The following is a 12,811-nucleotide window of genomic DNA, read 5'->3' as shown; positions in this document are numbered from 1 at the left end:
TACTTGTATGCCCATACTATTATAAACGAAATAATAGCAAGATAATTGTGTCTGATTACTTAAGAAAACATTCTCGGAAGCGTACCAATGCCCACAAGCATTGTACTCAAAACCGCAGATAGCCCTTTTGCAATTTACCCAGTACGAATTGGTAGAACAAAGGATTACTCATCGGCTAAGCAATATTGCCAAGTGCAATTCACCTTTCAGAATAATGCTTGATGGCTTTGGCAGCCACCCATCACATACTATTTTTATACAAACACAAACCACCAACCAAATAGCAGAACTGTCTAAAGCATTGAAGGAAACGCAAGCCATATTAAAAATGGATGCCACCCATAAGCCTCATTTTATTGCAGAAGCCAATATGGTACTGGCCAACAAATTATTGCCATGGCAATACGAAAAAGGCTGGCTGGAATATAGCAACACACCTTTTAATGCCTCGTTCATGGTAAACGAGTTAATGCTGCTAAAACGTGCCGAAGGACGAAAGGGGTATAAAATGGTGGCTAATTTCCCCTTACTAAACCAAATAACCAAGCTGGTGCAGGCGAGTATGTTTTAAGAAGAGAAAAAGAGGGGAGAGGCAAAGAGTAGGTTTAGCTAAAAATAAAATCATGGACGAAGAAAATAATTATATCAATGGTCGTGGCGCACAGTTCAACCCCCGAAACCGTTTTTTGAAGAACGAACGCATAAAAGACCAAATAGAATCTATAGACGATTGGACGGAGCCTAACCCGAAAACCATCTACATTGAAGACCATGCTAAAGGCATAGTAAACAAAGTAGAAAGCCCCGATGTTGGCATGATGTACAGCATGAACCCCTACCAAGGCTGCGAGCATGGGTGTATTTACTGCTATGCCCGCAACAGTTTTGAATATTGGGGCTGGAGCGCAGGCATTGACTTTGAAACAAAAATAATTGTGAAAACGAATGCACCTGATTTGCTACGCAAGTTCCTAATGCACCCTAAATGGGAATCTGTGCCCATCTCGCTTAGTGGTAATACGGATTGCTACCAGCCTGCCGAGAAGAAGTTTAGGATTACCAGGCAGTTGCTGGAAGTGTGCAACGAGTTTAACCAGCCAGTAGGCATTATTACCAAGAATGCTGGCATTTTGCGGGACAAAGACTTGCTGCAAAAAATGGCGGACAAAAGACTAGTAAGCGTGCTGGTTAGCATTACCTCTTTTGAGGAAGACTTGCGTCGTGTGATGGAACCTCGCACCACAACTGCCAAGCAGCGTTTAAGGGTAATTAGCGAACTAAGCCAGGCAGGCGTGCGTATGGGCGTAATGCTTGGCCCCATGATACCCGGCCTAAACGAGCATGAGATGCAGCGCATCATGAAAGCTGCCAGCGAAAACGGGGCTATTTTTAGTGCTTACACATTCATCCGGCTGAATGGGGCAATCAAGCTGATATTCCACGACTGGCTGTATAAAAACTTCCCCGACAGGGCAGACAAAGTATGGCATTTGATAGAGACGGGTCATGGCGGCAAAGTAAACTACAGCCGCTACGGCATCCGTATGCATGGCGAAGGCCCAATAGCCGATTTGGTACGCCAGCAATACAAAAAATACAATAAAATTTATGGACTGAACGACGAGCGCTTGGAGCTGGACAGTAGCAGGTTTCAAAGACCAGGTGGGCAGGGAAAATTGTTTTAGGGTTGCAAATTTTGGATAAGTCCTATAAGATTTCAAAAACCTTATAGGATTTTATTAGATTACCTATAAAAACTTTGACGTATGTTCTTTTCATCTATACAGTAAACGCATCCTTTATTTTAAAATTATCATCTGCAAGCAATTTCAAAATAGAAAACCCAGCAAATAATGGAGAACTACCCTTTTCTCTAAAAACACAACAGCAGGAGGTTTTTTATTTGAATACTTGAATATAAGCTCACCATAATCACGGTCAAAGTGAGTAAAATCAAGTTTAATTCGATAGCTATTTTTATGACTTCATCATCTGATATACCAGGAAAATCTTCTTGTATGCTTTTTATGATATAGCCATGCTCCCTCAACAAAATAGTACTAGGCCGTGGAAAATTTTCGTTTTCCAAAAACATAATTATGCTGGAATTGAAAAATAAAGTTCTTGTTTAATGTAATCTTATAAATATCCAAGCACAACTTTCAGGGAATCCTTGGTAATTGTTGGGTATGACTCAAAAATTTGCTGTTCTGTCCATCCAAGTGATAGCAGTTCTAAAATAAGCTCAACAGATATCCTTGTACCTTTTATAGCAGGCTTACCTAGCAAAACTTGATTATCTGAAACACTATATTCTTGCCAGTTCATATTATTTGCATAATTACTTGAAATAATAAAATTGTTACTACTCACCACATCGAATATGCTTTTTAGCCACGAAGGCATAAAAACACGAAGAAAAAAGAAGTTTAAAAGACATTGATAATATAATTTTTCTTCTTTTTTCTTTTCTACTTCCTCTCTTAAAACTTTGTGTCTTCGTGCCTTCGTGCCTTCGTGGCAGATTAAACAAACTTGCACCTGAGTAGTAACATAAAATTTAATCACTCCTTTCAAATATAAACCTATTATTCCACGCTATAGCTCATCCCCCCATCCTTTTCGTCTTTCAAATGCACGCCCAGGGCAGATAGTTCATTGCGTATTTTGTCGCTGGTTACAAAGTCTTTATTGGCTTTGGCTTCTTTGCGCAAGGCCATCATTAGGTGCAGCACTCCGTCTAGCTTGTTGCCCACTTCTTGGTCATGCTTCAAGCCAAACACATCTTCTATATACACTTTCATTTGTGTTTGCAGCAGCTTCAACGTGGCAGGCTCTAAAGCGTTTATAGGAATATGCTTGTCTTTAATGCCATTGATGATGGGCACCAGCTCAAACATATTGGCCAATACTTTTGCTGTATTGAAATCATCGTTCATAAACTCGTCAAAGTCTGCAATCAACAAGTTTACTTTAGAATTCAAATCTTCCCCATCCTCACTTAACTGTTTACTGTCAACGGTTAATGGCAAAGCCTCTAGTTTTTGCAAAACCAAATAGGCTTCCCACAGCCGCTTGAAGGCCTTTTCGGCTGCTTTTAGAGCTTCGTTCCCAAAATCGAGTGTGCTGCGGTAGTGGCTTTGCAGTATGAAGAAACGGATGGTCATAGGGTGGTAAGCCTGCTCCAGCAATGGATGCCCTCCCGTAAACATTTCACTAAGCTTAATCACATTGTTGTAGCTTTTGCCCATCTTCCGGCCATTGATGGTTATCATATTGTTGTGTATCCAATACTTAGCCATTGTTTTATGGTTAAATACGGCACTTTGGGCAATCTCGCATTCGTGGTGCGGGAACTGCAAGTCCATGCCGCCGCCATGTATGTCAAACTGGTCGCCCAAATATTTGTTACTCATGGCACTGCACTCTACATGCCATCCCGGGAAGCCTTCTCCCCAAGGGCTTGGCCAACGCATAATATGTTCTGGCGGCGCATTTTTCCACAAGGCAAAATCAGCCCTGTTGCGTTTTTCCTCTTGGTTGTCCAGGTCGCGGGTAGTATCTAGCTGGTCTTCTAGGTTTCGGCCGCTCAACATGCCATAAGGCATCCCAACTTTCGAGAAATCTATATTGTATTTCTCCACGTCAAAATAAACAGAACCATTTACCTCATACGCATATCCATCCTTGATGATTTTTTCAATCATTACAATTTGCTCTATGATATGCCCTGTGGCAGTAGGCTCTATGCTAGGTGCAATGGTGTTAAACTCATTCATGGCCCAGTGAAAAAGATTGGTGTATTTCTGAACCAGCTCCATCGGCTCCAATCGTTCCAGCAATGCTTTTTTAGCTATTTTGTCTTCTGCCTCACGTCCTTCTTCCTCAAAATGCCCTGCATCGGTTATGTTGCGCACATAGCGTACTTTGTAGCCCAAGTGTTTTAGGTAGCGATGGATTACATCAAATGTAATGTACGGCCTTGCATGGCCTAAATGGCTCTCACCACTTACAGTGGGTCCGCACACATACATGCCCACATGGCCTTCTGTAATACTATTAAAAACTTCTTTTTTCCTAGAAAGCGAATTATATACTTTTAAAGACACTATTTGTAATTATGAGTTATGAATGATGAGTTATGAGAGAATTTGCAAACTTATAACTCATAATGGATAATCTCATTTGAAAATTAGTAATTCCTCTCCACATTGGCTTTATGTTTTTACTACTACGCTACAAACACCATAGCAGCAGAAAGAAAAAAACTTGTACGGGAATAAGAGAGCACAAAACAGTTTCTTCTTTTCTTTCTTTTTCTTAAATCCTTATTGCCCCTTTCTGTCTTCGTGGCAAATACCTTTCAAAAATATTTTAAAAACAATTTTTAGTAAAAGTCTATTATTTGAGTAGGGTTATATATATTTGCCGCCAATGAAACAAAAAACGGCATATTTTACTGCTTTAAAGCCTATTCGGCTTCGTGCTTCACCTTATTTGCTGATAGCTCGAGAAGAAATCACTTTCTTGGATAATACATTCAACTGCCAATACAATACCTACCACTATTGTTGTTGCCCATTGGAGGCATAATTCTTTCGCACAAATACCTGAATAGCAAACGCTTACATTGTTATTCTACAAATAAAATAGACTATTTATTTTTTTCATTAATAGCTCAACCAACCATCATGAGTAAAACAGTACAAGGATTTATGGAACAATTACAGGAAGCAAAGCGGCATTTCGCAAAAGGTTTTTTATTATTTGTATTTTCTATGGGGCTATATTTTACCTCTTTTTCACAAGAAAACAGCGTTATTGAAATATCTGGACAAGTAGTAGGCCAAGAGAAAAAAGAAGCATTAGAAGGTGTAAGCATCCAAGTAAAAGGTGCAATAGCGGGTACCATTACTAATAGTAAAGGAAAGTTTACCCTTCGCACAAAGTTGAAATTCCCCTTTACACTTCAATTTTCATCAATAGGCTACCAGCCACAGGAATTTGTGGTAACAAGTGTGGACTCTAAATTAAACATTGCCCTTTCTACCCAGAGTTTCCTGGGCAAGGAAGTAGTAGTAACTGCATCCCGTGTTGCAGAAAGCATTTTAAAATCGCCGGTGGCTATCCAGAAACTAGACATCAGGGCTATTAGGGAAAGCCCAGCCCCCAGTTTTTACGATGCGTTGGAAAACGTAAAAGGCGTACAGATGATTACCTCTAGCCTTACCTTTAAAGTACCTAATACCCGTGGTTTCAACATCCCGAACAACTTCCGCTTCATGCAGTTGGTAGATGGGGTAGATATGCAAGCTGCAACCCTTGGTGTTCCTTTGGGCAACGCCATCGGGCCAACGGAGCTAGACATTGCAAGCGTGGAAATTACACCCGGCGCAGCATCTGCACTATATGGCATGAACGCCATAAACGGCATGGCTAACCTGATTACTAAAAGCCCTTTTACGCACCAGGGCTTGTGTGTTTACCAAAAATTTGGCTTGAACCATTTGGGGGGCACAGGCAGGGATGGCAGCTTGCTTACAGAAACAGCCATACGCTATGCGCAAGCAATTAATAACAAATTTGCCTTTAAGGTAAACGGCAGCTATCTGCATGGCACAGACTGGCTAGCAGACACAAGGAAAAACCAAAACACCAACAATTTAAAAACGGCTAACCCAAGTTCTGTTAATCCTGGTTTTGCTGCTTTTAACTCAGATGCTGACAACCCTGCTTTTGATGGCTGGAACAAATATGGCGACGATGCGCTTGCTGGCAGCAATACAGTAGCTATAACGGAGACCATTAATGGCAAGTCAAGCCCAGTTACAGTTGCACGGACGGGCTATTGGGAAAAAGACTTAATACAGCCAGCTGTAAAAAACATAAAGTTTGATGCGGGCTTGTACTACAGGTTATCTGACCGTTTGGAATTATCTTATAACTACCGTGTAGGTAAAATGGATGGGGTTTTTCAAAGAGGTAACAAAGTACAATTGAACAATGTACTGGTACAGAACCATAAAATAGAGTTGAAAGGAGCAGACTTTGTGGTGCGAGCTTATGAATCAATAGAAAGTACTGGAGATTCATATAATGTGAAACCTTTGGCAGACAACCTAGATTTGTATACGGGAGGTTCCAATTCGCAATGGGCTACAAAATATACTAACGCACTTACAAGTTTTGTTAGTAAAAATGGGCCACTTACTTCTGCAAATCTAGCAGAAGCAAACAGGCTTGCAAGAATAGCAGCTGATGCAGGCAGGGCAGAACCTGGTTCACAACGATTCACAAACCTTATAGATACTATACGCCATATTAACAATTGGGATATTAAATCTAGTTTAATTCCTGATGCTCCTGTAACAGGTGGTGCGGCATTGATACAAAAAAGCCATCTGTACCATGCAGAAGCTCAATGGGATTTAAGCAAAAAAGTGAAGATATTCGACTTGTTGGTTGGTGGTGATGCAAGGGTTTATTCAATAACACCTGATGGCAACAACTTTGTTGACTTTGACCGCTCAATAGCTGACCGTAACAAAGAAATTAATGGCAGTTATGGCAACAATGTATATTACAAGAAATTCGGTGGTTTCACACAGGTTACCAAAACATTCTTTAAAGAAAAATTGAAAGTATTTGGTTCTGTACGTTATGATTACAATCCTTATTTCGACCCGAAAATCACCCCAAGGGTTGCGGCAGTTTACACAGTGAACCAACAGCACAATTTCCGTTTTACTTTCCAGCAAGGTTATCGTTTCCCTTCTTTGTTTGAAGCATTGTCTTATGTAAATAATGGCCGTGTAAAGCGCGTAGGCAGTTTGCCATTTATTAACGATGGCTTAAACTATTTAAATAACAGTTACTACCAATCTTCTGTGGCTAATTTCAATGATGCTGTAAACACCTATACAAAAGGGTCAGACACAGCAGCATTAAGATACAAAAATTTGTTGCAAGTTGCAAACCTGCCAACTGCTCGTCCAGAAAAAATTACCTCTTTTGAAATTGGGTACAAGAGTGTATTGCTAGACAACAAACTGGTAATTGACTTTGATGCTTATACCAATGTGTATAATGGTTTCTTGGGTCAGGTGCAGGTGTTTGTACCTAAGGGGCAAACAGTTGGTACTGATTCGGCCGTATTGTCTATGCTGAATAGAAATAGAGACGCTAAAGCCGCAACTCCTGCAACTGGAAACGCAGCTAGCCAAGGGCAAGACAGGTACAGGGTTTATACCAATGCCAAGAACGATTACAACAACTATGGGGCTTCTTTGGGTGTAACTTACAATGTGTCTGGGAAGTATATCATTGGTGGCAATATCAACTACAACAATATAGCCACTGGCAGCAGCAACGACATATTTGTAACTGGATTCAACACGCCGCATTGGGCTGGCAATGTTTCTTTTGGCAACAGGGAAATATTCAAGAACATTGGTTTTAATGTAGTGTGGAAATGGCAAGATGCCTTCCTGTGGGAAAGCCCATTGGTAACAGGTGATATAAGTGCTTTCAGCACATTCGATGGGCAAGTGAGCTTCAAGCTGCCATCGCTTAAGTCAACCATCAAGCTAGGCGCATCTGATTTGTTGAACATCAAATACATTCAGTATGCAGGCGGCCCAACTATTGGTGCGTTCTTATATGGCACCATCACAGTGGATGGCTTGCTTACAAAATAGATAAGCATTCCTGTAAAACCCAAAAATGGCCAGCAAAATTCTTTTTGCTGGCCATTTTATATATCTATTTATTAGCAGTTACCCGCCATATAGTATTGCTTACATCATCTGTTACTAACATAGACCCATCTGCTAGTAAAGCAACATCTACAGGTCGCCCTCTTACTTCGCTATCTGTTGAACCCACTATTTTAAAGCCTGTTAAAAAATCTTCAGGCAAGCCGGATGGTTTGCCATTGGTAAACGGTACGAAAACCACTTTGTATCCTGATAATTCTTTCCTGTTCCAGGAACCATGTTGTGCAATAAATGCTCCATTATGGTATTTTGCAGGGAATGCTTTTTTAGTATAAAATGCCAACCCTAGCGAAGCTGTGTGTGCACCTAAAGAAACATCGGGAATTATTGCCTGGCTTACAAGATCTGGTCTAGGCTGTGCCGTCATCCTAGGATCTTCATGCTGGCCAAAATAAGAATAAGGCCATCCATAAAAGCCGCCTTCCTTTACGCTGGTTAAATAATCGGGCACCAGTTCATCACCTAATTCATCCCTTTCATTTACGGCTGTCCATAATGTATTGGTGCCTGGTGCCCAAGCCATACCGCAAGGGTTTCTTAGGCCAGAAGCATAAATTTTCTCGCCTGTACCATCTGGGTTTACTTCCAATATATCTGCCCGCCTTATTTCATTGTCCAATCCTTCCTCGGCTACATTGGTACCAGAGCCAACGCCTATGTATATTTTGTCGCCTGTTTTATTGGCAATAATATTCCTTGCCCAATGGCGGTTGTGCTTGCCGGCGGGTAGTGATACTATGGTTTTGCCAGTACCCACTAAGGCAGTATCGCCTGTTTTGTAATCAAATTGTAGTAATGCGTCTGTATTGCCCACATAAAAATGATTGTTTAGGATGAGCATCCCAAATGGCTGGTTTAGGTTTTCGGCAAATACATAGCGTTTTTCAGGAATGCCATCTTTATTTTCATCACGGAACATAGTTATCCTGTTTTCGCTTTCGCCAATATGCTGTGTTTTTATTTTCCGGGAAACTTTTGCCCCAATTTTTAAAACACCTTTTAAAATGGTGTTGGATTCTGCAATAAAGACATCGCCATTATTGCCTACATATATCCATCGAGGATGTGAAAGCCCATCTGCAAATTTGGTGACGGTAAGCCCGGTAGGGGCAGTAGGTACTGCTCCATCCTTCCATCCAATTACTTTACTAAAGTTTTTTATAGATTTTGTATCGTAAGGGTGCGGCAAATTATCAGTTGTGCGGTAAGGAGTAGGGTTATTGGTTGTTTTAGAAGAATGCTTGCAGCTATTGCAAACCAAGAAGATGCTGGTAATTACAAACAGGATAAGTGTATTTTTTTGCATGTCTATCATTTTATGATAGGTGTACTAATTTGATGCCATGAGTGGATTATACTAATAAGTATAAGCGTTGACAGTTTACTGCTAAAGGATGAGGTTGCTAGTATGGGAAACCCCTGCTTCATTGGGGGAATATCAAACCTAAGCATTACACCAAAAAATTCGAGCCATAGTGGAGAAACAAACTATTATTTTACAAATGCGTTCCATCCTTGTGCAGTAATGTTGTGCGTGTTGCCCCCTTTGGTAATAAACTTGCAACCCTTTTCCAAATCTTCCATGTAGCCAATCACGGCAATTTCTTCGTTCAGGGTTATTTTGTCGTAATCAGCTTGTTTCAGGGTGAAAATCAACTCATAGTCTTCTCCGCCGTTCAAGGCACATACGGTTGGGTCTAGCCCGAATTTAAAGGCTGCTTTGCGAGCTGCTTCATGAATGGGCAACTTGTCTTCGTACAGCACGCAGCCAAGGCTGCTTTGCCTGCAAAGGTGTAATACCTCGCTGCTTACGCCATCGCTTACGTCCATCATAGATGTTGGCACAATATCATTTTCAGCAAAAAAGGCAATAATGTCTTTCCTGGCTTCTGGCTTTAGCAAGCGGCCTACTATGTAGTCCTCCCCCTCTAGGTCGGGTTGAATTTTTGGATTTTCCAAATAAATCTGCTTCTCCCTTTCCATCAAGGTAAGGCCAAGGAAAGAGCCGCCTACATCGCCACTAACACAAATCAAGTCGCCTTTTTGGGCAGTGCTTCTTTTTACAAATTTATCTGGCGTTACTTCGCCTATGGCCGTAACAGATATGATAAAACCTTTTTGAGAAGAGGAGGTATCGCCACCAATCAAATCCACCCCATATTTTTCGCAAGCCGCATAAATCCCTTCGTAAAACTCGTCCAATGCTTCTAAACTAACACGGTTACTGATGCCAATGCTTACAGTTATTTGAGTAGGAGTGGCGTTCATGGCATAAATGTCGCTTAGGTTTACAACAACGCTTTTATAGCCAAGGTGTTTTAAAGGGGTGTACATCAAATCGAAATGGATGCCCTCTATCAGCAAATCGGTGGTAATAACGGTCTGCTTGCCAAAATGGTCTATCACGGCTGCATCGTCGCCAACGCTAAGCACAGTGGAGGCATTGTGTATTTCAAAATTTTTTGTCAGGTGTTCTATCAAACCAAACTCGCCCAAAGCGGCTATTTCTGTCCTGTTGCTATCCGGCATGTTAAATAAGATTTCGCCACTAAGACACAAAGGCTCAAAGTGGCACTAAGGAAAAAAAAGAAGAAAAATTATACTGGACGTATGCAATACACCCTACATACAACTTCCTTAACTGACCACTGACAACTGACAACTCACTAAGCCACTTCCCCCCCATTTATAGCATATTGCAACGCTGTGTGTATTCTGCCGTTGGTGGCAATAATGCCAGGCTGGTAATGGTCGTAGTAATCGCCGTTTAGGCTGGTAACTTTTCCACCCGCTTCTTCTACAATCAAGTAGCCTGCAGCACTGTCCCAAGCTTGTAGCTTGTGTTCATAAAACCCATCGAAACGGCCTGCTGCCACCCAGCACAAATCGATAGCGGCACTGCCCAGCCTTCTTACCGGTATCCCTTTGCGGATTAATTTTTCAAAAACCTGCAAAGGACCGTTAGGGGCATCGAGGTAGGTGTAAGGAAACCCAGTAACCAAGCAGCTTTTGGTAAGCTCGTCTTTGTCGCTTACATGTATTTTCTTTTCGTTCAGCGTAGCCCCAAAGCCACGCTGAGCAAAGAAAAATTCATTTAGAAAGGGGTTATAAACAGCACCCATTTCCATTTTTCCGTTCCTTTCTAGCCCTATGCTCACGCAGCAAATAGGTATGCCATTGGCATAGTTGATAGTGCCATCAATAGGGTCTATAATCCATTTGTAACTGCTTTCCTGCACTATTGGTCCCGATTCCTCGCTTAAAATATAATGCTCGGGGAAGCGTTTTTTTATAATATCAAAAATAGCTTCCTCGCTTTTATGGTCAACCTCAGTTACAAGGTCGTTCAAGGCCGATTTGCTGCTGATGGTAAATTGCTTGTCGAAATATTCTTTCATTATAGCAGCACCCGCCATGGTTGCTTCTATCAGGGTCTGTTTGTGTATCATGGTGCAAATATAAGCGATGGCAGGAAGGGTTGGGTGCATAAAAAGTTTTTTCGATTTTTATTAAAATAGTTTCGGTTTTGTAATTTTTGGGTCTTTTTTCCTGCTTTTGTATTTTTGAAAAATGCTTTCCGCTATTGTAAATCTTTGATTATCAACACTAAAGGAAAATTTTTATGCGTGTTTTATGCTTATTTTGTGCCTATTTTATGAGTGATTTGTGCGCATTTTATGCTTATTTTTTGCCTATAAAAACAAGCCCCTATTTATGAAAAAGCACTATTTTAATATTATAAAAAAATAACTATTATTTTACTACAAGTACATTAACGCTGTAAATAGTTTTGTTAGGCTAATTTCTAGTACAAAAATAATGTTTTTATTCATTGTACACCTTGCAAAAAAGTTCGATGGGTGCATAAAAGTCTCCCTACAAGCAACTGGTCTTTAGCTACAGACAACCAATTAATATAAAAAATTAGTGCTATTCGTGCATTCGTGGCTAATTGGTTTTATAGGATTTTTTCGCTATAGCTCCAGCATTTTTGATAAATCTACGCTAATCCCGTCGGGATTTTACGTTTATAGAAATCAAAAAGGCCGCTATCCTTCGACCCTTTCGGGGTCGCATGTGTGTTGTGTATCAATTGTCTTCTATAAACATTTGATGCCGATGGCATCAGCGCAATCAAACAGATGTTTTCTTCCTAAGAATTAGCATTGTAATAGCAAAGCGAAAAATTTTGAAATGCATCCAGTTCGATGGGTGCATTTCAAAATTTCGTTTTTTGTTGTTTTTTATTTGACAGAAGCAGGGAATATATAAGTCAATGCCATGCTTTTTACGGCTCAACAACTTTCCTATATGGGGGAAATTTTGGATGCCTATGGGGGCATATTTCCCCCATATAGGATTTTTATATTGGGCTTTATACATATCCATGCCAACTTTACATTAAAACAGGAACTAGCCACCCTAGCTTTAGCCCATGCACCAGTTGGTAGTAGGCTTAGGAAAATGATAATTCACTATCAAAATCTTATCAGTTTATTATCAATAAATTATTATTCCATTATCATAAAACTATCATTCCATTATCAATACGTTATCATAAAATTCACTTAAATTATCATAAAAAACGAGGCTTAAAAAGCAAAAAATAGCTGATTATTAATGAGTTAAAAACAAAAAGACAGGCTCGAAAAAAAAATAAATCAAGAAAAAAAAGACATTTCAAATCTTCGCTTAGGCCTTCGTTTTCCCTTCTTGGGCGAGGGTGGGGTTAGGTTTGGGGTCTAGCTAAATCAATTAGCCATGCCTCCTTTGAATAGAAACTAAGGACAATAAAAAGCAAAGATTTGAAATGCACACAGTTCGACTGGATGCACCCCATCGCTTGTATATGACACCCCTTCGGGGCTTTGTAGGCCAATTTGAGATGAACCTTGGTTGTATAGTAGGTTGTTATAGGCTAAACATCAGTTGCTTAGCGGAATACTTTTATGCACCCTGCCAAACTCCCGCTCACCGATTTTTTTGTCGGTACAGTAAACTATACTTTTAGCTTGCTTACTAATTGAAAAAACTGG

9 protein-coding genes are annotated in these 12,811 nt (G+C 40.4%); 3 read left to right on the top strand and 6 right to left on the bottom strand.

All coding sequences use genetic code 11. The features are described 5' to 3' along the window. Nucleotides 1–100 precede the first annotated feature (100 nt). The gene (locus ACHFIY_RS12990) at nt 101–571 is read left to right on the top strand and encodes a 2'-5' RNA ligase family protein (protein WP_489685647.1); all 471 of its coding nucleotides are present in this window, start codon (nt 101–103) and stop codon (nt 569–571) included. A 52-nt stretch (nt 572–623) separates the two neighbouring features. After that, nucleotides 624–1,685: a PA0069 family radical SAM protein gene (locus tag ACHFIY_RS12985; RefSeq protein WP_410846531.1), complete on the top strand. Its 1,062-nt coding sequence runs from the start codon at nt 624–626 to the stop codon at nt 1,683–1,685. A 188-nt stretch (nt 1,686–1,873) separates the two neighbouring features. Here ACHFIY_RS12985 and ACHFIY_RS12980 read toward each other — a convergent pair whose 3' ends face one another. The 3 genes from ACHFIY_RS12980 to cysS are packed head-to-tail and all read right to left on the bottom strand — an operon-like array spanning nt 1,874 to nt 4,112. Continuing rightward, on the bottom strand, nt 1,874–2,095 hold the full coding sequence (locus ACHFIY_RS12980) for a DUF5615 family PIN-like protein (protein ID WP_410846530.1): 222 nt from the start codon (nt 2,093–2,095) through the stop codon (nt 1,874–1,876). Nucleotides 2,096–2,139: 44 nt separating this feature from the next. Further along, entirely contained in the window at nt 2,140–2,568 is a 429-nt protein-coding gene (locus ACHFIY_RS12975) for a DUF433 domain-containing protein (RefSeq protein ID WP_410846534.1), read from the bottom strand. Between the two features lie 20 nt (nt 2,569–2,588). Next, nucleotides 2,589–4,112: a cysteine--tRNA ligase gene (gene cysS / locus ACHFIY_RS12970; RefSeq protein ID WP_410846533.1), complete on the bottom strand. Its 1,524-nt coding sequence runs from the start codon at nt 4,110–4,112 to the stop codon at nt 2,589–2,591. 579 nt (nt 4,113–4,691) lie between these two features. On the opposite strand from cysS, the gene ACHFIY_RS12965 reads away from it, so the two are divergent. Next, a complete protein-coding gene (locus tag ACHFIY_RS12965) occupies nt 4,692–7,697 on the top strand; it encodes a TonB-dependent receptor (protein WP_410846529.1) in 3,006 nt (1,001 codons plus the stop codon). A gap of 64 nt (nt 7,698–7,761) precedes the next feature. Here ACHFIY_RS12965 and ACHFIY_RS12960 read toward each other — a convergent pair whose 3' ends face one another. The 3 genes from ACHFIY_RS12960 to ACHFIY_RS12950 form a co-directional block, all read right to left on the bottom strand. Further along, on the bottom strand, nt 7,762–9,081 hold the full coding sequence (locus ACHFIY_RS12960; protein WP_410846528.1) for a PQQ-dependent sugar dehydrogenase: 1,320 nt from the start codon (nt 9,079–9,081) through the stop codon (nt 7,762–7,764). Between the two features lie 185 nt (nt 9,082–9,266). Beyond that, nucleotides 9,267–10,304 carry a thiamine-phosphate kinase gene (thiL, locus tag ACHFIY_RS12955; RefSeq protein WP_410846527.1) on the bottom strand — a complete coding sequence of 346 codons (1,038 nt, stop codon included), beginning with the start codon at nt 10,302–10,304 and terminating at the stop codon, nt 9,267–9,269. Nucleotides 10,305–10,441: 137 nt separating this feature from the next. Continuing rightward, nucleotides 10,442–11,263: an inositol monophosphatase family protein gene (locus ACHFIY_RS12950; protein WP_410846526.1), complete on the bottom strand. Its 822-nt coding sequence runs from the start codon at nt 11,261–11,263 to the stop codon at nt 10,442–10,444. Nucleotides 11,264–12,811 lie beyond the last annotated feature (1,548 nt).

This window comes from Parasediminibacterium schistidii (assembly GCF_046546515.1).
Lineage (GTDB): Bacteria > Bacteroidota > Bacteroidia > Chitinophagales > Chitinophagaceae > Parasediminibacterium.
Note: the sequence above shows the minus strand (reverse complement) of the source record. Positions and strands in the feature narration are given on the sequence as shown.

What these genes read in the sequence shown, in the direction of transcription:
- ACHFIY_RS12980 (WP_410846530.1), bottom strand. Translation starts at nt 2,095, where the DNA reads ATGTTTTTGGAAAACGAAAATTTTCCACGGCCTAGTACTATTTTGTTG.
- ACHFIY_RS12960 (WP_410846528.1), bottom strand. Translation starts at nt 9,081, where the DNA reads ATGCAAAAAAATACACTTATCCTGTTTGTAATTACCAGCATCTTCTTG.
- ACHFIY_RS12950 (WP_410846526.1), bottom strand. Translation starts at nt 11,263, where the DNA reads ATGCACCCAACCCTTCCTGCCATCGCTTATATTTGCACCATGATACAC.
- ACHFIY_RS12985 (WP_410846531.1), top strand. Translation starts at nt 624, where the DNA reads ATGGACGAAGAAAATAATTATATCAATGGTCGTGGCGCACAGTTCAAC.
- thiL (WP_410846527.1), bottom strand. Translation starts at nt 10,304, where the DNA reads ATGCCGGATAGCAACAGGACAGAAATAGCCGCTTTGGGCGAGTTTGGT.
- ACHFIY_RS12965 (WP_410846529.1), top strand. Translation starts at nt 4,692, where the DNA reads ATGAGTAAAACAGTACAAGGATTTATGGAACAATTACAGGAAGCAAAG.